Source organism: Mesorhizobium sp. M0340, from assembly GCF_040321535.1.
Taxonomy (GTDB): domain Bacteria; phylum Pseudomonadota; class Alphaproteobacteria; order Rhizobiales; family Rhizobiaceae; genus Mesorhizobium.
The window spans coordinates 164,439-187,532 of the sequence record NZ_JAMYRR010000011.1 but is presented as its reverse complement, the minus strand read 5'-3'; the positions used below and the strand labels follow the sequence as shown (position 1 = coordinate 187,532).

General features: G+C 63.7%; 24 protein-coding genes. 11 read left to right on the top strand and 13 right to left on the bottom strand.

What is annotated here, in order from left to right:
• Positions 1-8 precede the first annotated feature (8 nt).
• The 4 genes from NKI79_RS17995 to NKI79_RS17980 all read right to left on the bottom strand — a co-directional run bounded on the left by NKI79_RS17995 (position 9) and on the right by NKI79_RS17980 (position 4,271).
• The gene (locus NKI79_RS17995; protein WP_352803217.1) at positions 9-1,112 is read right to left on the bottom strand and encodes a glycosyltransferase family 2 protein; all 1,104 of its coding nucleotides are present in this window, start codon (positions 1,110-1,112) and stop codon (positions 9-11) included.
• 2 nt (positions 1,113-1,114) lie between these two features.
• Entirely contained in the window at positions 1,115-2,308 is a 1,194-nt protein-coding gene (locus NKI79_RS17990; protein ID WP_352803214.1) for an acyltransferase family protein, read from the bottom strand.
• Positions 2,308-2,634, bottom strand: a complete 327-nt coding sequence (locus NKI79_RS17985) for a hypothetical protein (protein WP_352803212.1) — start codon at positions 2,632-2,634, stop codon at positions 2,308-2,310. The genes NKI79_RS17990 and NKI79_RS17985 overlap by 1 nt, the downstream gene beginning before the upstream one ends.
• A gap of 230 nt (positions 2,635-2,864) precedes the next feature.
• Positions 2,865-4,271: a DHA2 family efflux MFS transporter permease subunit gene (locus NKI79_RS17980; protein WP_352803209.1), complete on the bottom strand. Its 1,407-nt coding sequence runs from the start codon at positions 4,269-4,271 to the stop codon at positions 2,865-2,867.
• Positions 4,272-4,475: 204 nt separating this feature from the next.
• On the opposite strand from NKI79_RS17980, the gene NKI79_RS17975 reads away from it, so the two are divergent.
• Positions 4,476-5,378 (top strand): sigma-70 family RNA polymerase sigma factor, encoded by a 903-nt coding sequence (locus NKI79_RS17975; protein ID WP_352803207.1) that lies wholly within the window; start codon positions 4,476-4,478, stop codon positions 5,376-5,378.
• A 121-nt stretch (positions 5,379-5,499) separates the two neighbouring features.
• Here the strand turns inward: NKI79_RS17975 and NKI79_RS17970 are convergent, their stop codons facing one another.
• Positions 5,500-6,702 carry an MFS transporter gene (locus NKI79_RS17970; protein WP_352803205.1) on the bottom strand — a complete coding sequence of 401 codons (1,203 nt, stop codon included), beginning with the start codon at positions 6,700-6,702 and terminating at the stop codon, positions 5,500-5,502.
• 217 nt (positions 6,703-6,919) lie between these two features.
• Between NKI79_RS17970 and NKI79_RS17965 the strand changes: the two genes are divergently transcribed.
• Positions 6,920-7,339 (top strand): VOC family protein, encoded by a 420-nt coding sequence (locus NKI79_RS17965; RefSeq protein WP_352803203.1) that lies wholly within the window; start codon positions 6,920-6,922, stop codon positions 7,337-7,339.
• Positions 7,340-7,424: 85 nt separating this feature from the next.
• On the opposite strand, the gene NKI79_RS17960 is transcribed toward NKI79_RS17965, so the two are convergent.
• On the bottom strand, positions 7,425-8,318 hold the full coding sequence (locus NKI79_RS17960; RefSeq protein ID WP_352803201.1) for a LysR family transcriptional regulator: 894 nt from the start codon (positions 8,316-8,318) through the stop codon (positions 7,425-7,427).
• Between the two features lie 96 nt (positions 8,319-8,414).
• On the opposite strand from NKI79_RS17960, the gene NKI79_RS17955 reads away from it, so the two are divergent.
• Both NKI79_RS17955 and NKI79_RS17950 read left to right on the top strand, forming a co-directional pair.
• Positions 8,415-9,164: an SDR family NAD(P)-dependent oxidoreductase gene (locus tag NKI79_RS17955; protein WP_352803199.1), complete on the top strand. Its 750-nt coding sequence runs from the start codon at positions 8,415-8,417 to the stop codon at positions 9,162-9,164.
• Positions 9,165-9,325: 161 nt separating this feature from the next.
• Positions 9,326-9,709: a YybH family protein gene (locus tag NKI79_RS17950; RefSeq protein ID WP_352705684.1), complete on the top strand. Its 384-nt coding sequence runs from the start codon at positions 9,326-9,328 to the stop codon at positions 9,707-9,709.
• A gap of 118 nt (positions 9,710-9,827) precedes the next feature.
• Here the strand turns inward: NKI79_RS17950 and NKI79_RS17945 are convergent, their stop codons facing one another.
• On the bottom strand, positions 9,828-10,289 hold the full coding sequence (locus NKI79_RS17945; protein ID WP_254819434.1) for an Lrp/AsnC family transcriptional regulator: 462 nt from the start codon (positions 10,287-10,289) through the stop codon (positions 9,828-9,830).
• A gap of 160 nt (positions 10,290-10,449) precedes the next feature.
• On the opposite strand from NKI79_RS17945, the gene NKI79_RS17940 reads away from it, so the two are divergent.
• Complete coding sequence (locus NKI79_RS17940; protein ID WP_352649640.1) at positions 10,450-11,457, top strand: ornithine cyclodeaminase family protein; 1,008 nt, start codon at positions 10,450-10,452, stop codon at positions 11,455-11,457.
• 12 nt (positions 11,458-11,469) lie between these two features.
• Here NKI79_RS17940 and NKI79_RS17935 read toward each other — a convergent pair whose 3' ends face one another.
• Together NKI79_RS17935 and NKI79_RS17930 are read right to left on the bottom strand one after the other, a co-directional pair.
• On the bottom strand, positions 11,470-12,402 hold the full coding sequence (locus NKI79_RS17935) for a dimethylarginine dimethylaminohydrolase family protein (protein ID WP_254819436.1): 933 nt from the start codon (positions 12,400-12,402) through the stop codon (positions 11,470-11,472).
• A 33-nt stretch (positions 12,403-12,435) separates the two neighbouring features.
• On the bottom strand, positions 12,436-14,028 hold the full coding sequence (locus tag NKI79_RS17930; RefSeq protein ID WP_502909825.1) for a zinc-binding metallopeptidase family protein: 1,593 nt from the start codon (positions 14,026-14,028) through the stop codon (positions 12,436-12,438).
• Between the two features lie 75 nt (positions 14,029-14,103).
• On the opposite strand from NKI79_RS17930, the gene NKI79_RS17925 reads away from it, so the two are divergent.
• The 6 genes from NKI79_RS17925 to NKI79_RS17900 all read left to right on the top strand — a co-directional run bounded on the left by NKI79_RS17925 (position 14,104) and on the right by NKI79_RS17900 (position 19,571).
• The gene (locus tag NKI79_RS17925; protein WP_254819437.1) at positions 14,104-14,991 is read left to right on the top strand and encodes a LysR substrate-binding domain-containing protein; all 888 of its coding nucleotides are present in this window, start codon (positions 14,104-14,106) and stop codon (positions 14,989-14,991) included.
• 258 nt (positions 14,992-15,249) lie between these two features.
• On the top strand, positions 15,250-16,344 hold the full coding sequence (locus tag NKI79_RS17920; RefSeq protein ID WP_352649642.1) for an ABC transporter ATP-binding protein: 1,095 nt from the start codon (positions 15,250-15,252) through the stop codon (positions 16,342-16,344).
• A gap of 66 nt (positions 16,345-16,410) precedes the next feature.
• Positions 16,411-17,526 (top strand): ABC transporter substrate-binding protein, encoded by a 1,116-nt coding sequence (locus NKI79_RS17915; RefSeq protein ID WP_352803192.1) that lies wholly within the window; start codon positions 16,411-16,413, stop codon positions 17,524-17,526.
• 24 nt (positions 17,527-17,550) lie between these two features.
• Entirely contained in the window at positions 17,551-18,384 is an 834-nt protein-coding gene (locus NKI79_RS17910; protein WP_254819440.1) for an ABC transporter permease, read from the top strand.
• A gap of 4 nt (positions 18,385-18,388) precedes the next feature.
• A complete protein-coding gene (locus NKI79_RS17905) occupies positions 18,389-19,195 on the top strand; it encodes an ABC transporter permease (protein WP_352803189.1) in 807 nt (268 codons plus the stop codon).
• Positions 19,196-19,283: 88 nt separating this feature from the next.
• The gene (locus NKI79_RS17900) at positions 19,284-19,571 is read left to right on the top strand and encodes a DUF982 domain-containing protein (RefSeq protein ID WP_352475640.1); all 288 of its coding nucleotides are present in this window, start codon (positions 19,284-19,286) and stop codon (positions 19,569-19,571) included.
• A gap of 43 nt (positions 19,572-19,614) precedes the next feature.
• Here the strand turns inward: NKI79_RS17900 and NKI79_RS17895 are convergent, their stop codons facing one another.
• The 4 genes from NKI79_RS17895 to NKI79_RS17880 all read right to left on the bottom strand — a co-directional run bounded on the left by NKI79_RS17895 (position 19,615) and on the right by NKI79_RS17880 (position 23,079).
• Positions 19,615-19,923 (bottom strand): HigA family addiction module antitoxin, encoded by a 309-nt coding sequence (locus NKI79_RS17895; RefSeq protein WP_352803186.1) that lies wholly within the window; start codon positions 19,921-19,923, stop codon positions 19,615-19,617.
• Positions 19,920-20,201, bottom strand: coding sequence for a type II toxin-antitoxin system RelE/ParE family toxin (locus NKI79_RS17890; RefSeq protein ID WP_352803247.1), 282 nt, complete (start codon positions 20,199-20,201; stop codon positions 19,920-19,922). The genes NKI79_RS17895 and NKI79_RS17890 overlap by 4 nt, the downstream gene beginning before the upstream one ends.
• A gap of 10 nt (positions 20,202-20,211) precedes the next feature.
• A complete protein-coding gene (locus NKI79_RS17885) occupies positions 20,212-21,279 on the bottom strand; it encodes a glycosyltransferase family 2 protein (protein ID WP_352803184.1) in 1,068 nt (355 codons plus the stop codon).
• Between the two features lie 468 nt (positions 21,280-21,747).
• The gene (locus NKI79_RS17880; RefSeq protein ID WP_352803182.1) at positions 21,748-23,079 is read right to left on the bottom strand and encodes a dicarboxylate/amino acid:cation symporter; all 1,332 of its coding nucleotides are present in this window, start codon (positions 23,077-23,079) and stop codon (positions 21,748-21,750) included.
• Positions 23,080-23,094: the final 15 nt, after the last annotated feature.

Sequence of the window (23,094 nt, the reverse complement as noted above, 5' to 3'; positions counted from 1 at the left end):
ATGGGCTGCTAGCTCAACTGGTTCGAAGGCAAAACCGCCGCGGCCGGCACGGACTGCAGATACCGCGACAGGGCATCCACCTGCCTGGTGACCGACATCGAGACGAGACTGAAGCGCGGCGCGAAAGCACCGGTGCGAAACACGTACTGCTCGCGGCGCCGGATGAGCTTCCATTTCGCCGTCCGTGTCAGGAATTCGTGCATCAGCAGCGGCTGCCTTTCTCCCGCTATCAGCTGATAGAGGAAATAGAACAGGTTCAGCGTGCCGGCCTGGTAGCTCGGCCTCGTCTCGGCCGAAAGCGCGGCTATCCTTTCTTCCAGCGCGAGGATCCATTCGGCGGCACGGCGAATCGTCTCCATCGACAGGACCTCACCGATGGCGCGGAGGTCTTGCGTCTCTTGTGCGAGTCCTTCGCGCTCGAGGTTCTCGGCGACGATCTTCAAATGCGTCCTGCGCATTTCGCGCTTGTGCCGGTTGGTCACGCTGTCGTTATGGATTCGATAAGCGATCAGGCTTTCGGGGATCATGGCCGCCGGGTAGCGGTCGGTCAGTCGCCTGAACAGGTCGAAATCCTCGGCGTGCTTATAGCTCTCGTCATAATGTAGAACGCCGTCTTCGATGACCTTCCGGTTATAAACGACCGTTGAATGCATGAAGATCGTGAAGAACATCGACAATATGCGCAGGCTATTGTCGTGGAATATCGGATCGGGCGACCCCCTAACGATGCGGTTGCCGAGCAAGGTATCGAAGCTTGCGCCGCACAGAGCGAGGTCAGGCTGCTGGTCGAACAGTGCTACCTGCCGCGACAGGCGTTGGGGATAGGCGATGTCGTCGGCATCCATCCTGGCGACCAGATCGCCGCGGGCTATGGCCAAGCCTTCGTTCAGCGTTGCGATCAGGCCGCGGTTTTCGCGTGAGACGATCGAGATGCGGCTGTCGGCCTGGCGGTATTTCCGCAGGATCTGCAGCGAGTTGTCGGTCGAGCCGTCATCGATGGCGATGACCTCAAGATGCTTGTAATCCTGGCGCAGGATGCTGCCCAGCGCAGCTGCCAGATAAGGTCCCGCATTGTAGATCGGCAGCAGAACGGAGACTAAGGGAGCAGCCATGATCAGCCCCGATCGGTTCGTTGCAGCTTGCGTGGCAAGCGTGAGGGGCCATCAGGCGGTCCACCCAGATATGCTCCGGCCGTGAGCCATCCGGCATTGCCCATGTCGATGCCTGCCGGGGCGGCGCCTGGGACTCTTCGAGCAACATAGGGGAAGTGGCGCTTGAGGCTGTTGAGCGGCTTTTCGAAAAGCAGCCACGAAGCCGAGGCCAGTATGAGCGTTGCCGTTCCCGCCACCAGGAACCGCCCAGGCCCTTGCTCCGAGACGTTGAGCGGAATCCACGGCTGCGATTTGACGACCAGCGCCAGCACTATCGGATGGTAGAGATAGACGCCGTAGCTGATGCGGCCAAAACCGAGCAGCGGCGGCAGTTCGAGAAGTTTTCCGACGCGACCGCCAACGCCTGTCGAACAGCTTGCAACGATGACCACCAGAGGCGCGACAGGCAGGATCTGCAACAGCAGCCAGAGGCCCCATTCCTGCACCGGATTTGCCGGCGCCGGCGCAAACCACTGCAGAACGAAAAACGCCACCGCGAGCCCCGGCCAGCCACCTCGAAGCCATTGCGGCAAGCCAGCAGTTCTTGACCGGTAGGCGGCGAGCAGCGCGCCTGACGCCAGTGCATCCATCGACGCCGGCGGCAGCAGGTCGCGCGCCAGGCTGGGCGTTCCCGCGATCGGCCAATAAAAGCGATAGGCCAGCGACAGCACGATAACGCCGATGCAGATTGCTTCGAGGCGCCGGCGCGGCGCCAGCAGGACTATCAGCGGCCAGGCGATGTAGAACTGCTCCTCGATGCTCAGGCTCCAGAAATGACAGAGCAGCCAGGGCGTCCATTCATTCTGCGATGCGTACCAGAAGTTCGACAGATAGAGCGCATGCCAGGCCAGCGACCCCCTGGACTGCTCCAGATCCACCAGCCAGACGAAACCCAACACCGCAAAATAGGGCGGGAATATCCGCAGCGCCCGCCTGACATAGAAGGATCTTAGCGCCGGTCCGGTTTCGAATTCGGCGGCCGCTCTGGCTTCCAGCAGCAGTCGCGTGATCAGAAAGCCGCTCAGCACGAAAAACAGGCGCACGCCAAGATGGCCCCAGAACGAGGACCCGCCGGCCGCGAAGAAGTGGGCGTACAGCACCATCGTCACGGCGATGGCCCTCAGCGCGTCCAATTGGGTGTCGCGCGCATTTCCCATTAGCGGCGTACGCCGGCGGGACGGCGAAACTGCCAATCGGTCAACATGGCGGCGTCGTTCACGGCGCATTTCCAATCGGAAGCGCCCCCCGCACCCAGAATAGGGCCACCATTGTGCAACGCAACACAAAAAGTTGACACATTTGAAACAGGAACGTGAGGCGCGACTAATAAAGCACAAAAAACAGCGGGAACCAGCCCGAATTGTCCATCTTTGACGATTTTGACACGCTGCCTTGGCCGACCAATTTCGGCGGCAGGGGTGCTGCAATGCAACATGCTCGCCGCCGCCGCGAAGCTCGTCCGCTCGATCGGCGCCAGCGGCACCGGCGTGATCCTCGTCGCGCATGATCTCTCCACAGCGCGGGCGCTGGCCGACAGGATCGTGGCTCTCAGTCTCGGACGCGTGGCCTATGATGGATCCGCCAGGCACCTGCGCGCCGACCAGCTGTGGGGCCTCATGGCGAGCCCTCGCATCCGCCCGGCAACAGGAGGGCGTGTTGAAGGAAGGGGCTGCTTCGCGGCACCCACTCACGCGCAAGCTTCGCGCCTCCGAGTTACGCCTCCTTGCTGGCGTTCGCGAGCGCCACTGTGCGACGCTCCGGGAGCCCCATTCCGACGAGCGCACCTGCGAGCGAGAGCAGAGCGGAGACGTCGATTGCCGAGGTGAAGCCGTCACTGAACGCGTCGGTGGACGCGAAGCTTCCGGTCCCGGCGAACACCGCACCGGCGATCGCGATCCCAGATACGCCACCGAGGAAGCGGAACGTGTTGAACGTGCCGGCAGCCTTGCCGACCTCCGGCCGCGCAACCGCATTGAGCACCGCGTTCTGCGCTGCAGGCATGGCCATCGATACGCCGGCGCCGGTAATAATCAGCGGCGCGACGAGCTGGATGTAGGGCAGATCAGGTGCTGCGATCTGCGCCAGCCAGGCCATTCCAGCCGATTGCAGGATCAATCCGGCCACCACAAGCCAGCGCTCGCCGACGCGGTTGATCAGGCTGCCGGCGATCGGTGCGACCACAAAAAGCGTGGCGGTCCAGGGCAGCAATCCCATGCCGGCGCCGAGCGGCCCGCGGCTCTGGGAAAACTGCAGAAACTGCGGCAACAGGAATACGAGGCCGTACATGGCGGCGCAGAGCAGGAAGTTCGCCCCTACGCCCGAGGAGAATGCGCGCGCCCGAAAAAACCGCAAAGGCAGCATGGGCTCACGGGTACGTAACTGCCAAAGGACGAATGCGATGGCGAGAAGCAGCCCGGCCGTCAGCGCCGACAGCACTTCAGAGCTGCTCCAGCCCACGATGTTGCCGCGCATCAGACCCCAGACCACTCCAAATGCCGCCGCAGTTACCAGGACGACGCCGAGGACATCGATAGCCGTGCCCGGCCCGTGACTCTCCGGAATCCGACGCAGCACCAGCGGGATGAGGATGATGCCGACCGGGACATTGAGCCAGAAGATCCAGTGCCAGGAGAGGCCTTCGGAGATTGCACCGCCGGCCATCGGGCCGATGATCAGGGCCAGGCCTGTGATGCTGCTGAAGATACCCAGCGCCTTGCCTCGTTCCTCCGGAGGAAAAGCGACGCTCAGCAGCGCCATGGCCAGTGGCATGACCATTGCGGCACCCGCGCCCTGAACCGCACGGGCCGTAATCAGCAATCCGGCATTTCCAGCGAGCGCGCAGGCAACGGACGCTGCGACGAACAGCGCCAATCCGGCGATGAAGATGCGGCGGCGGCCGAACCTGTCACCGAGCGCCGCCCCGGTCATGAGCAGGACGGCAAAACTCAAATTATAGGCATTCATCGTCCATTGCAGCGTCTCCAGCGAGGCATCGAGTTCGACCCGCATCGTACTTAATGCGGTCGCCACGACCATCGCATCGAGAACGACCATCAAGGAGCCTATCGACGTGAGGGCGAGAACCCAGACCTTCGTTGATGCCGCACTTTGCTTGTTCATGACTGTGGCGCCTCCGGCTTGAACAGAGGGCCTACAAGGTTCGCAGGCCCACGATGCAGAGACGCGGAGGCACCACCAAAGGATTCCAGCTAAAGAAAGTTTTTTCGACCGAATCCTTTTGCCATCGTCGAGCGTCTATAGGACGCTGCGCCCGATGGCGGGCGCCTGTCCCTGGGAGATACGCATGAAATCGACGCTTGTGCGATGACCGGATCCGCAATCGGCACGCCAGAAGGACGGGAGCCATTTGACCGGCTGCTCGGCGAATTGCGGCCGAAACTGCACCGTTATTGCGCCCGCATGACCGGTTCGGTGGTCGATGCCGAGGATGTCGTTCAGGAAGCTACGGTCAAGGCGCTCGAGGCGTTCCCCGGGACCGAGCCGATAGCCAATGTCGAGGGCTGGCTGTTCCGCATCGCGCACAATGCCGCGCTCGACCACCTGCGCCGTCGCGCCAGGGCGGATGCCACGCATGCCGTCGAGGATATCGACATGATACCTGACCCCGGCATGTCGGCCGAGGGCCGACACACTGCAGCCGCAAGCCTGCAGACCTTCATGCGGCTGCCCGCGGCGCAGCGTAGCAGCGTCATCCTCATGGATGTGCTCGGCTATACGATCGAAGAGATCGGCAACATTATCGACAGCAGCGTTCCGGCGGTGAAAGCCGCACTGCATCGCGGCCGTCTGCGCCTGCGCGAGGTCGCCGGCGAGCCAGACGATCGGCCTGTGCCGGTGTTGGCCGAGCCCGAACGAGTGCGTCTGGCAGCCTATGTAGAGCGGTTCAACGCCCGCGATTTCGATACGATCCGCGACATGCTGGCCGAGGATGTGCGGCTTGACCTCGTCAACCGGCTCCGGGCGAGCGGCCGCGCGAAAGTGGGCCGATACTTCCACAATTACGCGGGTATCCACGATTGGCAACTGCTTCCAGGCCTGGTCGATCGGCGCCCAGCCATTCTTGTGATCGATCCGGATGACCCGGCCGGAGGGGCAAAATACTTTATCCTGCTGGAATGGGCGGGCGACAGATTGGCGAGAATTCGCGATTTCCGCTATGCGCGCTACACGCTTGATGGCGCCGAGGTGGTGCCTCTGCGAGCATAGCAGTTCTCTTTTCAGAATATCGAACCGAGCACTGGCCCGACCGCTTCCTTGGAAACGCACCAGCTATTTTGATCGCGGCCGCTTGCCATCCAAGCGGCCGCCCTTTTCCGCCGATCCAGCTTTAAGCCGGTTGCAACTCCCTGCGCGGCAGCGGCGGGAAGGCGATCGCAATCGCCATCGCGCCAAGCCCGACAAGGGCCGAGCCGATGAACAGCCAGGAATAGCTGGCATAGGCATCGAACACCATGCCGCCGGCGAGCGGGCCGAAAGCCATGCCGAGGCTGGACAGCATGGTTACGGCACCGAACACCGTGCCGAGGATGCGCTGGCCAAAATATTCGCGCGCCAGCACCGCATAGAGCGGCATGACGCCGCCATAGGTGGCGCCGAAGATGACGGCCAGCGTGTAGAATTGACCAAGCTCGCTGACGGCCAGATAGGCGGCGATAACCACGGCCTGTATGGCCAGCCCGGTGATCAGCACCGGCTTAACGCCCAGCCGGTCGGCGAGCACGCCGTAAAGCAGCCGGCCACCCAGCCCTGCCAGGCCCTCGATGCTGTAGATGCTGACCGCCGCCATCGGCGCGATGCCGCACAGCATGGCATAGCTCACCATGTGGAAGATCGGCCCGGAATGGGCCGCGCAGCAGGCAAAGAAGGTCAGTCCCAACACGATGAATTGCGGCGAGCGCAGCGCCTGCGGAACCGTCATGCCGGCACCCTCGGCGGCAACGCTTGGGGCAGCGCCTTCGGCCGCGGGTTTGGGCGGCTGGCGCACCAGAAGCGCGGCCGGCAGTAGCAGCACCCACGCGGTTATGCCGATGTCGAACATCGCGGTGCGCCAGTCGTAGGCCGAAATCAGCCAGCGCGCGAAGGGCGAGATGGTCATTGGCGCCACGCCCATGCCGGCCGAGACCAGCGAGACGGCGAGGCTACGGTTCGTGTCGAACCAGGCGGAGGTCAGCGCGATCATCGGCGCGAAGAAGGCGCTTGCCGCGAGGCCGACGAGCACGCCGTAGGCCAACTGGAAAACGAGCAGCGAACCGGTGCGGCTGGCCAGCACCAGCGCCAGGCCGAGCAGGACGGCGCCGGTCATGACGACGATGCGGGCGCCGAAGCGGTCGTAAATGGCGCCCCAGGCGAAGCCGCCGACGCCCATTACCAGGAAGTTCAGCGTCATCGCGCTCGATATCCCGGCGCGCGACCATTGTGTGTCGAGCGCCATCGGTTCGAGGAAGATCGCCAGTGAGAACATCGCCCCGAGAGCGACACAGGTCATCAGCGCGCCAGCCGCGACGATAACCCAACGATAGGGAAGGCTCATTTCAATTTTCTCCCATGCCGGAAGCGTTGATACGGCACGACCTTTTCGAGCTTCGCCGAGCCGCTTGCGTCCGAAGGACGTTGGAGATGTTTTGAATCCGACAATCCGGTTGCATTTTTTATCCAGTCAGAAAATTGCGCCGCTCAACTGCTCCAATGCATTGACCGTGCATCGTCCCGAGCTAGATTTCCAGCCTGGCCATCAGGAGCTATCGGGTATGGAACTTCATCGCGGCCGTCTCATCGACCACCTCCACCTGGTGGTCAGGGATCTCAAGGCCAGCCGCCGCTTCTACGAGGCTGTTCTCAACGTGCTCGACATACCGATCGGTGGCGCCGGCGATGACTATTTCTGGGCCGACGAACTGTTCATTTCCAGCCCCGAGAGCCCGGCGGCCCTGGGAAAGCTGACCGGGCGCCATCACCTTGCCTTCCAGGCAAAGGACCGTGCGATGGTCGAAGCCTTCTACAAGGCCGGGCTTGAGGCCGGCGGCACCGACAATGGTGCGCCGGGCGAGCGATCCTACCATCCCGGCTATTACGCCGCCTTCCTGCTCGATCCCGACGGCAACAATATCGAGGCCGTCCACCACGGCCCGGCCAAACGCAGCGCCGATTCAGTGAAGATCACCTTCTAGACTAGCTTCCGGTAAAGGTGGTTCGCACCGGCCGGCACGGTTGGTCTCTGCCAAACCTGGGTGCTTGCGTCAGACCGCGTCTGCCCTATCGCGTCAGCGCCGCCATCTGGCTCGCCAGGAAGTCGACGAAGAGCCGCGCCCGGACCGGTAGCTGCCGCCCGTAGGCATGGACGATGTGCACCGGCATGGTCGGCATCGCCACCTCGGGCAGGATGCGGACCAAGCGGCCCGCGTCGAGATCGCCCTGTACCGCAAACCGCATCAGATGCGCTATTCCAGCACCGGCAAGTGCTGCATTGCGGATGGCGCCGCCATCGTCGGTGTCTAACCGGCCATCCGGGACGATCATCGTACCGTCGGCAAAGGTGACCGGATAGGGCCGGCCGGCCATCTGGTAGCGGATGAAGTCATGGTTCGCCAGATGCTCGACCGATGCCGGACGGCCGCGCCGCTCGACATACGCCGGCGAGGCCACCAGCACGATCGGCAGATTGGCGATCTTGCGGGCAACCAGCCCGGTGTCCGACAGCGCCCCCATGCGCACGGCAACGTCATAGCCTTCGCGGATCAGATCGGCGTGCCGATCGGTGACGCTGAGCTCGACTTTCACTTCGCCATGCTGCGCAAGGAACGCCTGCGCCCATGTCGCGATCAGGCCGCGCCCGAGCTCGACCGGCGCCGTAACGCGCAGCAGGCCGCGCGCCGTATCGGCCACCTGGACGATGTCTTCGGCATCGTCCAGCGCCCTGAGCAGCGGCGCCACCCGCTCGTAGTAGGCGAGGCCTTCGCTGGTGAGCCTGAGCCGACGCGTCGAGCGCTGGATCAGCCTGACCCCGAGCCGCCGCTCGAGCCGTGCCACGCTTTTCGACACCGCCGATGGGCTCGAGCCAACCAACCGGCTGGCGGCATGGAATGAGCCGGCATCGACGGTTCGGACGAAGGCGACGAGACCGGCGGTCTTTTCGAGGATGGTGGTCATTCCAGAATTCCAGGCACGAAAGAATGGATCATGATGATCCTAATACGCTTTTTGATCATCATTAAATACCGCTCATCGTCGACAAAGGAGAGATTGATGAGCAAGCTGAACGGCAAGGTCGCCATCGTCACCGGCGCGTCCAAGGGTATCGGCGCCGCCATTGCCAAGGGTTTTGCCACGGCCGGTGCCGCGGTGGTCGTCAACTACGCCTCGTCACGGGAAGGCGCCGACCGCGTCGTCGCGGAGATCGAGGACCGTGGCGGCCGCGCCGTCGCCGTCCAGGGCGACGTATCGCAATCGGCCGACGTGCGCCGCCTGTTCGAGGCGGCGAAGTCGGAGTTCGGCGGGCTCGACATATTGGTCAACAATGCCGGCGTCTTCGCATTCGAGCCGCTGGAAGCGGTGACGGAGGCCGAGTTCCACCGTGAGTTCGACACCAATGTGCTGGGCATCATTCTGACCACGCAAGCAGCAGTGAGCCATTTTGGCCCGAGCGGCGGCAGCATCATCAACATAAGCTCGGTCGCCAGCCGCAATCCACAGCCGAACTCGCTCGTCTATGCCGCCACCAAGGGCGCGGTGGACACGATCACGCTGTCGATGTCGCGGGAACTCGGCGCCCGCAATATCCGCGTCAACGCCATTGCGCCCGGCGGCGTCGACACCGAAGGCCTCGAGCGTATCGGCATCGTCGGCAGCGACTTCGAAAAACAGATCGTCGCCATGACACCGCTCGGCCGCTTCGGCCTGCCCGACGACGTCGCTCGCGTCGCGGTGTTCCTCGCTTCCGACGAAGCGTCATGGCTGACCGGCGAGCGCATCACCGCCTCGGGCGGCTGGCGATAGATATGCAGGGCGCGGACCTGCCGTTTTACGGACCATGCCCCCGCAGCGTGACATCGAGGAACACCGCAATCGATGACGACGGGGATCCAAGCCCTATGTTTCTCAGCAAGGGAGGAGCGCCGTGCGCTATCGATGACCGCTAGATGCCAAGGAGGTAACGGATGACGGGCGACGAAAAAGCAATCCGAAGGCTGGTCGAGACGTGGATGGATGCGAGCAAGCGTGGTGACATTGCGACCGTGCTCAGCTTGATGACGGACGACGCGATCTTCATGGTTCCCGGCCGGGAACCCTTCGACAAGGAGATCTTCGCGGCAGCCGCGCGGGAGACGGCCGGCGTTCATATCGACGGCACCAGCGATATCGTGGAATTACAGCTTCTCGGCAATTGGGCCTTCATCCGCAGCCGCATCGACATGACGGCGACTCCGCCGAATGGCGAGCCGGTCCATCGATCGGGATATGCACTGACGCTGCTGCGCAAGGAGGCAGACGGTGAGTGGCGGCTCGCGCGCGACGCGAACCTGCTGACTGCGCAAGGCTAGCGCCGGTCTCCGGCATCCTGCACCGGAAGGCGGGCAAAGGGAGAGCGGCCAAGGGGGACCGATAAGATGGCGAGGATGCGATGCAAGCCGCCCTGAACAGTGTTCCTCCTCTACCTGATCACACGGGCAAGAGGGCGTTCGGCTTGACATCGGCGATGGAGGCGAAAGTGTGCGTTTCGCGCACACCCGGCAGCGGCAGGATGACCCGCTGCAGGAAGTCCTGGAACACCGCCATATCGGCGATCCGCGCCTTGACCAGATAGTCGAAGCCGCCAACCACCATATGGCACTCCAGAACCTCCGGGGCTTTCGCCACGGCTTCGGCAAAACGGTCAAAGACATGCGGCGCCGTGTGGTCAAGCCGGACCTCGATGAACACCAGCGTTCCCCGGCCGACCTTGCGCGGATCAAGCACGGCTCTGACCGCGGTGATGAACCCGTCGCGGAACAGGCGCTTCACCCGCTGGCTGGTTCCGGTCGGCGACAGCCCGATACGCCCGGCCAGATCAAGCGTCGTCCGGCGCCCGTCCTCCTGCAGCAGCCGGAGCAAGCTGCGGTCTATCTGGTCGAGGTCGTCCATTTCACAATCCACTCTATCTCAGGGATTTATGTGTTGATTTCACGCAGAGATGCCAAAATCAACGTATTTCATCACATGAAACCTCGCAATAGCTTGCACTTCCCTCACCCACGCGAAGCAAACGTGGTAAGCCGATTTCGACGAACAAAGGGAGTGCAGGATGACCAAGGAAGCGTTCAGTCCAGCTGGCAAGAGTGCGGCGGAAATCAGCAAGGGAGCGACCGAGATCCTGGTGCTGAGCGAAGCCGACGTGATGGCGTGCATCGACCTCAGCCAGCTTCTCGATGTTCTGGAAGACGGCTTCAAGGCGCTGTCACAAGGTAAGGTCGTCAATCCACCCCGGCCACAGCTCGACATCCCCGGAGCCGGCTACAGCCTCGCCATGCCGGCCTGGATGGAAGGCATGAACCTGACCGTCAAGATCGTCAATGTCTTCGAAGGCAACTTGGCCAAGAACCTGCCCAGCCACCTCGCCACCATCAGCCTGTTCGATCCGCTGTCCGGCCTGCCGGTCTGCATCATGGACGGCACCTTCATAACGGCGGTGCGAACCTCCGGCTCCGCTGTGCTGTCGGTGCGCGCGCTTGCCCGCCGGGATGCCAGGATAGCGACAGTGGTCGGCGCCGGCGTGCAGGCCAACCAGCATCTCCATTTGTTGCCGCTGGTGCGGGACTTTACCGAAATCCGCGTCGCTTCGAAGAGCTTCGACGATGCGGCAGCGCTTGCCCGGCTGCACCCGTCGGTGGTGGCGGTCGCCGACCTCGAGGCGGCAGTGCGCAGTTCCGACGTGGTGTGCCTGGCGACCCACTCCTATCAGCCGGTGATCGACGCAGGCTGGGTCCAGCCCGGCACGCATGTCTCGTCGGTCGGGGTGGCGCCGCCCCGCGGTGAAATGCCGATCGAGCTCATCGCCAAATCCAGTCTTTTTGTCGAAACCAAGGATGCATTCAAACCGACCCCGGTCGGTTCCTGCGAGCTTGCCGGCTTCGACCCGGATTTCGGCACCGAGCTTGGCGCCATGCTGCTCGACCGCGCGCCGGGCCGCGTTTCGGATCAGCAGATCACCACCTACAAGGCGATGGGCATTGCGATGGAAGACATGGTCGCCGCCGACCTCGCCTATCGCTGCGCCCGGCGTCTGCGCAAGGGAAAGCTCGTCGTGCTGTAGGCGCGTGCCGCCTCACGCAGGCTCGCGCTTCAATGCCTGTGCCATGCAGTGGATGCCGCCGCCGGTCTTCGAGATTTCGCTCATGTCGATGGCCGCCACCTCGAAGCCGCGCGCTTTGAGCTGGCCGATCAGCGTCTGGCTCGAAGTCGGCGCGATCACCCTGTCCTTGCCCAGCGACATGAAGTTGCAGCCGAGCGCCATCGTGTCCTGGAACGGCACGTCGATGATCTCGTGGCCCTTGCCCTTCAGCCAGTCGACGATGCCGGGCTCCGTACAGGCAAGGCAGACGGCGGTCAGTTTCTCAGCGATCGGCACCACCATCAGGTCGATATGGACGTAATATTCGTCGATGAAGGCGATGCGTGTCTCCCAGCCCTCCTTGTCGAACCAGGCCTGCACCTGACGGGCGCCCTCCTCCTGCGTGCGGGCGCCGCCGCAGCCGATCAGCACCACGCCATCCTCGATGACATTGAAGTCGCCGCCTTCGAAGGTGCCGGCGGTGACCATGTCGTAGATCGGGATGCCGAGCTTCTCATAGGTGCGGATCGCTGCGTAGTTCTCGCCGCGCCGCCACCACTGGGCCATCGCGGTGATAATGGCGCCGTACGGCGTCATGACGCTCGAATCGCGCGAATAGACCTGCATCGGCAGCTCCGGCGTCGGCTCGTGCCAGTGGATGTTGACGCCGAAATGCTCATAGGCGGCGACCAGGTCCTTGTGCTGTGCCTGCGCGATCTGGAGGTTGCAAGGCGCCTCGCGCAGATGTTTTCGCGACAGCGAGCTGGTCGAGAGATGGCGCAGGAAATTCGGCGAGCCGAGCAGCACGTCGGTCAGCACGTCGGTCTCGTTGGCGAAACCCCAGGCGGTCAACGGCTTGGTGCCGCCCGCCGGGTTGCGGCGCTGCAGCGAAAACGGCTCGGCGACGATGCGGTCATGGACGGTCATGGGTCTCTCCTCGTGATGGGGGCGGCTGGTTGATCATGCGGCTTGGTTGCTTGGTATCCACCAATCCCGTCCGCGCGGGGTGGTGATGTATTCCGGCCAGCGAAATCCGATCGGCGGATCGTAGTCGCAGAGTGGGGCGATCCAGTTCGAGCCGCCGATGCCACCGCCGGTTCGGGCGACGAATTCGTCCATCGCCGCGTCGCGCGCAGCCTCGTCTTCCAACAAGCGAAGTGCCGCGAGCGCAATGGTCTTTGCGGCGCAGATGACCATCGGGTCGATGGTGGCAGAAATGCCGCCCAGCGCATTCATCGCCCAGCCCGGATAGGCGTGACCATTCTCCGAGCGCAGGGCCGGGCGGGCGACATAGAACCGCGCCGTCGGCGCATGCCACGACATATCCGTATAGTCGTCGGAAGTCGAATTGAGCTGCGATGGCGGCAGGTCGCGACGCAGCAGCGCCTCTGCATCCTGCGGCGCAATCAGCCGCTCCAGCTCGGCGATGAACGGTTCGTCGCTCGCCTCGCCGCCGGCATTGACCTGGATTTCGCGGGCGATCGCCTTGGCCGTCTCGTCCCAGCGCGGCGGCCCGACCGCCGCCAGCGCGTCGAAGGCAATGCCGGCCATGACGTGATTGGCCAGCCCCGGCCGCGACTTCGACACCCAGTGCCGCTCATGGCGGCAGCCGCTCATCCTGGCTGCGGCTTCCGCATTGCGGTCGAGCATGGCGGTGACCTGCTCGGCCATAGCAAGCGTCGGCACGCGGATCATGTACTGGATCTCGGCCAGCCCGGCCGGCAGATTGTCGGCGGTCGCCTGGCCCGCCGTCAGGATCGCCTCGCTGATCGACCAGCCGCCCTGATGCGGCAGCATGGAATCGCGCAGCGCCTTGGACGCCATGTACATCATCATGAGCGCGTCGTTGGCGCCGGGCGCCCTGACCGCCGAATGCGCCTGCGGGATGGGTGCTGCGGTGCCTGCCGCCCTCGCCCAATGTTCCGGCTCGTCGCAGATGAAGCGGTGGATCATCGCATAGGCCGCACCGCAATGCGTGTCCCAGCGCGCCGTGTTGCAGAGCGGCAGCATGTAGAAAGGATGGAAGGAGATCATACCCGCCAGCCCATCGTAATAGCCCTTCGCGGCATGGATCGGCTTTGACCCGCGCACCTTCTCCGCCGGCTCGCCGGTGAAGCGCAGCGTGCCTGATATGCCGTGGCGCTGCATCGCAGCCTTGGTCGCCAGCAGCCCGCCGAGGCTGGCAATGCCGAGGCCGGAATGTGGATCGGTGTGGCCGCCCGCCTGTTCGCCGAGGCCCGAACGCGGTCGCTTCACCGTCGCCGCATCCTGGCAATTGCCCGGCACCGCGTCGTATTCGGCATACATGCCGATCGTCGGGCCGGTCCCGTTGATCCAATGGGCGCAGAAGGCCGTTGGCATACCGCCGGAGCCTTCCTCGACCGAAAAGCCTTCGTGCTTCAACTGCTCTACATACCAGGCGGCCGACTGGTATTCGCGCCAGGCGGTCTCGCCGAAGTCGAAGATGGTCCGCGTCCACGCCGACAGGGACGGCTGGATGTCGTCCAGACAGGCAAGCGCGGTCGCTTGTGCCGAGGTCATCGGTTTCTCCATGGCGGAAAGAAAGCAGTGAAGCGCCCCGCCAAAAAGTGATATGTTTTACCGGCTCATGCAAATTCGGTTCACCTCTTGAGAATTCCCTCGACGCAGGCGCTGCGCGCCCTCGACAGTTTTGCCCGCCACGGCAGCGTCTGGCGCGCCGCCGACGAACTGCATCTGACCCGCAGTGCGGTGAGCCATCAATTGCGCCTGCTCGAACGCGACCTCGGCTTCGATCTGCTCGAACGCATCGGCAAGGGCGTGGCGCTCACGCCGCGCGGCCAGCGCTATGCCAGCGACGTGCGCAAGGCGCTGACGGTGTTGGGTGACGCGGTGACGCGCCATGCCGGCACCGGCGTCGGCGGTTCGTTCAGCGTCAGTTGCACCCCTGGCTTCGCCTCGCTTTTCCTGTGCACTCACATTGGCGAATTCCGGCAGATGTATCCCGATGTCGCGCTCCGCATCCTGACGCCACGCCGCCTCGATGACGTCAGCAATGCCGAGGCCGACGCCTTCATCGCCTTTGGCGTCGGCAACTGGCCGAACCGCGCGGTCGAGCTGTTGTGCGAAATCTCGTTCACGCCGCTGTGCAGCCCGACGCTGCTCAACAAGATCGGCGGCTTCTCCAAGCCGGCAGACGTGCTGCGCGCCAATCTCCTGCATCTCGGTGACACCGAGGACTGGGCGCGTTGGCTGGCGCTGTCCAAGGTCGAGAACCCCGACCCGGAAGGCGGCATCTTCTTTTCCGACATGAACCTGGTCTTTTCGGCGGCGATCGCCGGCCAGGGCATCGCCATGGGCGACGAACTGACCAGCGGCCGGGCACTGAGCGAAGGCCGGCTGGTGCGCCCCTTCGACATAGCGATCAATTCCCCGCGCTCGTATTTTCTGGTCTCGGAACATGCCAAGGCGGCGCATCCGGTGCTGGAGGCGTTTGGGCGGTGGCTGAGGTCGAAGCTGTCGGAGAACCAGCGTTAATCTCCCCCCTCGAGGGGGAGATGGCCGCGAAGGGGCCAGAGGGGGTCGCTTCGGCTGGACTCGGCCCGGTCTGACTTTCGAAGAAAGAGGAAGTTGGCGCTTCACGCGAAGCGACCCCTCTGTCGCCTTCGGCGACATCTCCCCTCGAGGGGAGATTGGCGCATAGATGAATCAAATTTGCCGATCAGGCGAAAACTATTCGGTTGCGGTAAGCCGCCGCCCTGCCTACGATTTCGTCTACGCTAAGGAAAGGGCAGGATGCAGCAACCCGGCCGGGCCGCAGAGATCAAGGCAATCGGGATCGGCAAGAGCTTCGGCTCGTTCCGTGCGCTGGACGATCTGACGCTCGATATCGGCCGTGGCGAGTTCCTTACCCTGCTCGGCCCCTCCGGTTCCGGCAAGACCACCTTCCTGATGATCCTCGCCGGCTTCATTCAGCCGACCGACGGTCGCCTTTACAGCGACGGCGTCGATATCACCGAGCGGCCGGCCGAGCAGCGCGCCGCCGGCATGGTTTTCCAGGGCTACGCACTGTTCCCGCATATGAGCGTCGAGGCCAATATCGCCTTCCCGCTCAAAGTGCGAAAGAAATCCGCGGCCGAGATCAAGCGCCGCGTCGGCGACATGATCGAGCGCGTCGGGCTCAAGGGCCACGAAAAGAAACTGCCGTCGCAATTGTCCGGCGGCCAGCAGCAACGCGTGGCCCTGGCCCGGGCGCTGGTCTTCGAGCCGGGCGTGCTTTTGCTCGATGAGCCGTTTTCGGCACTCGACAAGGGCCTGCGCGGCCAGATGCAGGCCGAGATGAAGCGGCTGCACCAGGAGACCGGCACCACCTTCGTCTTTGTCACCCATGACCAGAGCGAGGCGCTGGCGTTGTCGTCTCGCGTCGCCATCTTCAACCATGGCAAATTGCTGCAGGTCGGCGCGCCCGACGAGGTCTACGACCGGCCGGACAACCGCTTCGTCGCCGAGTTCCTGGGTGAGATCAACATGCTGCCGCTGAAGGGCGTGCGCCCGGCCGACAATGGCTCGACCGGCCTCTGCGAAGATCGCGCGATCAGCATGCGCTGTAAGGCCGAGAAGGTCCGTGGCGACGCCATCCTGGCGATCCGGCCCGAATACATGTCGATCGCACGCGAGGCGGCAGCGGGCGAGAACGGTATTGCCGCGACTGCCGTCGCCTCGACCTATCTCGGCGCTGCGACGCGGCTCGATCTGACGACGCGCCAAGGCGCCAAGGTCACGGTCTCGGTGCCGAACGAGGTTGCCGCTTCCGCGCTCAGCAAGGGTAATTCCGTGTGGCTGACCTGGCCGGCGGAGAAAGGCTTCCTCCTTCCGGACGGAGGACAATGACGATCGGCGTGGCGAATTCGCCAAGCTGACTTTCAGGAAATACCAACAACAAAAAGGGGAACTGACATGACAAATCAAACCAAGAAAAATTCCATCGAGGCGCTGTCCGCCAGGGCAGTGCGCGGCGAGATCTCGCGCCGGCAGTTCACGCAACTGGCCGCACTGGTGCTGGCCGGCACGCCGATGCTGCTGCGCTCGACCGGCGCCTTTGCCGCGGCGAAGGAACTGGTGCTGGTCAACTGGGGCGGCGACGCCATCACCGCCTATGACGCCGCTTACGGCCAGGCCTTCACCAAGGAGACCGGCATCACCGTCAAGATGGACGGCTCTGGCCCGACCGAAGGCGCGATCGCGGCGCAGTTCAAGAGCGGCGCGCCGACCTGGGACCTGGTCGACGTCGATCCGTTCTCGGCCATCACGCTCGGCGCCCAAGGCATGCTCGAGCCGATCGACTATTCGATCGTCGACAAGAAGAAGATGCGGCCGGGATTCGGCTGGGAATACGCGGCCTCGACCTATTTCTTCTCCTATGTCATCGCCTACGATGCCGAGAAATACGGCAGCCAGGCACCAACCGGCATGGCCGACTTCTTCGACGTGGCAAAATTCCCCGGCAAGCGCTCGCTCTACAAATGGGGCGTGTCGAGCTGGGAAGCGGCACTGCTTGCCGACGGCATCGCTCCGGCCTCGCTCTATCCGCTCGACCTCAAGCGCGCGCATGACAAGATCGCGGCCTTCAAGGAGAACGTCGTTGCCTATTGGGGTGGCGGCGCCGAAAGCCAGAGCGTGCTGCTCAATGGCGAGGCCTCGATGGCGATCGTCTGGTCGACCCGGGCTTCGCTCATCGAGCAGGATTCCGGCGGCAAGATCAAGTTCATCTGGGACCAGGGCCTGATCTCGCCCGGCGCGCTCGCCGTGCTCAAGGGCAATCCCGGCGGCAAGGACGCGGCGATGAAGTTCATCGCCAGCACCCAGGACCCGGAGAAGGAACTCATCATGTTCGACAAGCTCGGCCAAGGTCCGGCCAATCCGGCCGCCGACGCGCTGATCCCCGCTGTCAAGAAGCGCATCAACCCCGTCGATCCCGAGAACATGAAGAAGCAGATCCCGCTCGACATGGATTGGTACGCCAAGAACTACGGTGCGGCACTCGACGAATACACGAAGATCATCTCCGCCTGACAAGCCGGGATGATCGGGGGCGAGATGAGAGCACACCTCTCCGACAGGATAGGCGCGGCGCTGTTGATGGCGCCGCTGCTCCTCTTCCTTGTGCTGGCTTACGCCTGGCCATTCCTCGGCGTGGTAAAATGGAGTTTTACGCTGCCCACGCCGGGGCTGGGGCAGTACAATGCGCTGCTCACGGATCAGTTGGTGCAGTCGGTCTTCATCCGCACGCTGCGTATCGCCGCGATCGTGACGATCGTTTCGGTTGCCGCCGCCTACGCCATTACCGTTGTCTGGGTGCGCGGCACGCCGGTGCAGCGCGTCGTGGCCGAGTTCTGCATCCTGGTGCCGTTCTGGATCTCAGTGCTGACGCGCGCCTTCGGCTGGGTGGCGCTTTTGTCCAATCGCGGCCTGATCAACACCTGGCTGCAGGCGGTCGGCTTCATCTCGGAGCCGCTGGCTCTGGTGCGCAATGAGTTCGGCGTTATCGTCGGCATGACGCATTTCCTCATCCCCTTCGCGGTGTTTCCACTGGCCTCTTCGATGCGAAGCCTCGACGACCGTGTGCTGCTGGCGGCGCGCGGCCTCGGCTCCAGCCGCATGCGCACCTTCTGGTCGGTGTTCGTGCCGATGACCCGCTCCGGCATCATCGGCTCGGCGCTGATCGTCTTCGTCTTTTCGCTCGGCTTCTTCGTCACGCCGGCGATTCTCGGCGGCGGCCGCAGCGTGATGATCGCCGAGCTGATCTATCTCCGCATCTTCCAGAGCCCGGACTGGGGCCTGGGCGCGGCGATCAGCGTGGTGCTGGTGCTGTTCGTCGGCGCGCTGATGGCGCTGCTTTTCCGCTATATCAGGCCGAAGCAGTTGGTGTAGCGCGATGCCGACCTACCGCCCCGGTCCCGTCTCGCTGATCCTCGCCGCCCTGGTCGCGCTATTCCTGCTGTTGCCGCTGCTCGCCGTGATCCCGGTGTCGCTGACGCCGAGCCGCATGCTGGCGATGCCGTCGGGCGAACTGTCGCTGCGCCATTACCGGGCGCTGATCGAGGATCCGCGCTGGATCAATTCGATCCTGCTCTCGATCAGGATCGGCATAGTCAGCAGCGCCTTTTCCACGGTGCTGGCGCTGTGCTTCAGCCTCGGTGTCTGGATGTTCCAGCCGCGCTTCACCGCCGCTCTCGTCGGCTTCGTGCTGCTGCCGATGGTGGTGCCGCCGGTGGTCTCGGCAATCACGCTCTATTTCCTGCTGACCTCGATCTCGGGGTTCTCGTCGTTCTTCGGATATGACACCTGGCTGGGTGTCGCCATGGCGCATGCGGTGATGACGGTGCCCTTCGCCACGGTGCTGATCCTGGTGTCGCTCAGCCAGCTCGACCGCCGCATCGACCTCGCCGCCCGCGGCCTCGGCGCGACCGTATGGGAGCGCGCCACCCGCATCATCATGCCCAACATCAAGTTCGGCATCGTCACCGCAGCACTGCTGTCCTTCGTGCTGTCCTGGGAAGAGATCGGCGTCACCCTGTTCATCACCTCGGTCAACGCCATCACGCTGCCGCGGCTAATGTGGATGGGCCTGCGCGACAACATCGACCCGGCGATCGCAGCGCTCTCGGTGATCCTGATCGTCATCACCGTGCTGGTGCTTGTGGCGCGCAGCGTCGTGGTCAGGCTGCCCGCGGCGCAGTAGACGCGCCTCACGCCGTGGTGACTGGCGCAAATGAAACCTTGCGCTACGATTTTCGTTATAGGTAGTTCAACACGTCGAAGGCTTCGCCATGAACCAAGGATGGTTTTCCAAGCCGGTTGCGGTTGCGGTCGGCATCGTGGGAGATATCCGCAACATTTCCAACGCACGTCAGGCTGTCGAGTTGCTGGAAGCCCACTGGCGTGACGCCGGCAGCGCCAAACACGGCTTGGCACTGCGCACATGCCGCCGCGCCATGAGCGACGATCGCTGGACCGAAGCCGCCAGGGACGCGTTCATCGAGGCCGCGCGGGAGGCGCACGTCCTGGTCGAGCGAGCCGTCGAACCGCAGGACCGGTCCAGGCAGGCGGGACCGTGATCGATTTATGAGAGCCTCGGTGGTTCGGCCGATCTATCGCATCTCAGGCAGCATGCAGCCTTGGAATGGCGCTGACGTCGACCTCGCGCTCCGCGTGCCACGCATCGTAAGCGGCCTGCATCCTGAGCCAGATCGCGGCGCCGTCGCCGAACATCTTTCCAAGGCGCGCCGCAACAGCCGGCGACACCGGCTTCTTTTCGCGGATGATGTCGTAAAGCTGCTGGCGCGAGATTCCGAGCAGATTGGCGATTTCCACCTTGGTCTTGCCGGTTGCCGGGATAATGTCGTCGAGCAACACCCCGGGGTGGGATGGGCAGCGCTCCATCGGACGCATCGGCTCATACACGCTCATAATCGATTTCTCCAATCTAAGCTGTCTCGATGGTACAGTTCGAGATCGACGCGGACAGCATCATTGGCGTCGAATTCAAATGTGATGCACCACGGCCCGTTGACATGCACCGTGTAGCGGGTCGGGCTGAAGCCCTTCAAAGCGTGGAAGTCGAAGCCGGGCAGGTCCATGTCGTCAGGCCTTTCCGAGACTTCCAAACGGTCAAGCCGGACAAGGATGCGCTTATGCATCTTGGCGTCGATCTTTCCGGTCTTTCCGGTTTGAAAGAGGTCCGCCAGCGCCTTGTGCTTAACCCATGGCGTGGCGGATTCTCTTGGACAGGCGGCTCAAAAATGCCGGTCTGGACGATGCGTCAAGCTTCCACGACAGCACCGCCGTCGCCATTTTCCGCGGCAACACCCCGACCGACAGGAACCAGGCGGCAAGGATCGCACGCCGCCGCAAGGATGCGGTCATTTCGAGGCTGGCGACGGCGCCGGCCGCCCCGAGCGCCAGCCGGGAATCGTCGGCCACGGGGTGTCGGTCTCGGTCCGCGCAAAGCGACGCCAGCCGCTCTTCCAGATGGACCGGATCGTGGCGGACGGCATCCGACGGCACGATGGTCAGGCCGATCCCGGAGGCTTGGTCGGACAGCGCCTGCATGCGGCGGAAATCGTGGGTTACCCGCCAGCGTGCCCGCTCGGCGAGCTTTTCACCGAACACCGAATGATTGGCGCCGTGGATCCGATAGGCGCCGAGGCATTCGTCGATGGACTGGACGTGCCCGTACATCGGCGCCAGCGTTGCCAGATAGCCGTCGGCGCCTTGGCGGAACTCCGGCTCCGGTATCGGCATGATCGATTCCAGGGTTGCACGGTCGAAGGCCAGCCCACTGGTCACGGTGGTCTGGTAACGGCCTTTGTGCAGCAGTTTCGGCATGACGTCGCCGCTGTCGAAAGGCAGTTCGGGGGGCGGAAAGACATCCTTGATGCGTTGCCCCTCGTCGACGATGTGCAGTCTGGACTGGACCTGAGCGGTTGCCTCGTCCCAGGTCTCGACGATGGTGGAGACGGCGGTCGGATAGAGATAATCGTCGGCATCGAGGAACAGGACGATCTTGCCCGAGCTCGCAGCGAAGCCGGTATTGAATGCCGCCGCATGTCCGCCATTTTGCGCTCGCGGGCATGCGAGGATCTCGTCGTGATACGATTCCATGATTGTGGTGGAATTGTCTTGCGATGCATCGTCGACGACGATGACCTCGACATCCGCGTAGTCCTGCTCGAGGGCGCTGTCGATGCTGCGGTTGAGGAACCGCGCATAGTTGTAGTTCGGGATGATGATGGATACCGGAAGCCGGTTTTGGACAGACTGCATCGCGTTTGACCTCGCATCTTGCTTTGGTTCGGCAAAGGCCCGCTCATGGGCCTGCCCCCTCTTCAAGCGCCGCTCTTGGCGCGCAACGAGTTCCCTGGGAAAAGCTTGCGCCTTCCAACAGGAGACGGGTCACGTTTCGCATTGCGACTTCGTACTGAGGCCGCCATTGCCTTCGAGGCTGCTGCCATTTCAGGGTCGGCGGCAGCAAAAGCTCCGGCGTTCGGCCAAGGTGATGTCGCAGCCAAGCCCGACGGAAATGTCTCGCCTCGCGATCAGGTCGGGAGCGAAGCGGACGGGTGCCCTGAAGACATGGCGGATAGTGGCCTGCAAATGCGGCTGGAACAAGCCCCGCGTCGAAAACAGGGCCACTTCAGGTTGCGTTTCAAGGCGGCATGCCGCGACCGTCAGTGCTTTTGCCCCGGAGCCGGCGAACCGCCTCCGGAGCTTATGGTCATGTGGCCTAAATAGTCAGGCGGCCTGCAAACCCGGCAGCGACAGGTCGACTTCCTCCGGCAAGTCGCCGGCCATAGCGGCGGCGAACTTCGTCTGGTCGAGTTCTCCTTCCCAGCGTGCCACCACGACCGTCGCTACCGCATTGCCGATGAAGTTGGTCAGCGCCCGGCATTCCGACATGAAGCGGTCGACGCCGAGGATCAGCGCCATGCCGGCGACCGGCACGGTGGGGACGACCGAAAGCGTTGCCGCCAGCGTGATGAAGCCGGCGCCGGTGATGCCGGCGGCACCCTTGGAGCTCAGCATGGCGACGGCGAGCAGCAGGATCTGGTCGCCATAGGTGAGTGGCGTGTCGGTCGCTTGCGCGATGAACAGCGCCGCCAGCGTCATGTAGATGTTGGTGCCGTCCAGATTGAAGGAATAGCCGGTCGGGATGACCAGGCCGACCACCGAGCGGTTGCAGCCGGCGCGCTCCATCTTGGCCATAAGGCCCGGCAATGCCGCTTCCGAGGACGAGGTGCCGAGCACCAGCAGCAGCTCCTCCTTGATGTACCGGATCAGCGCCAGGATCGAGAAGCCGTTGTAGCGGGCGACGGCGCCGAGCACCACCAGCACGAACAGCAGCGCGGTCAGGTAGAACGTGCCGATCAGCATGGCGAGGTTGGCGATCGAGCCGATGCCGTATTTGCCGATGGTGAAGGCCATGGCGCCAAACGCGCCGATCGGCGCGGCCTTCATCAGGATGGCGACGAGGCGGAAGATCGGCGTGGTCAGCGCCTGCAGGAAATCGACGACCGGACGGCCGCGATCGCCGACCAGCGCCAGGGCGACACCGAACAGCACCGAGAAGAACAGCACCTGCAAAATGTCGCCTTGCGCGAAGGCGCCGGTGATGGTGTCGGGGATGATGTTCATCAGGAAGCCGACGATGGTCGTGTCGTGGGCCTTCTCGGCATAGGCCGTCACCTTGGCGGTATCGAGCGTGGCCGGATTGATGTGCATGCCGGCGCCTGGCTGGACGACGTTGGAGACGACCAGGCCGACGACCAGCGCCAGCGTCGAGAACACAAGGAAATAGACCATCGCCTTGCCGGCGACGCGGCCGACCTTCTGCAGGTCGGAAACACCGGCGATACCGGTCGCCACGGTCAGGAAGATCACCGGCGCGATCACCATCTTCACCAGCTTGATGAAGGCGTCGCCGAACGGCTTCATCGCCTCGCCGGTTTCGGGATAGAAATGGCCGAGCAGCACGCCGGCGGCGATCGCCGCCAGCACCTGCACATAAAGATGCCGGTATAAGGGAAGTTTGCCGCGCCGCTCGGCGGCAGCGATTGCTGTCTGCATGACGTCCTCCATGGC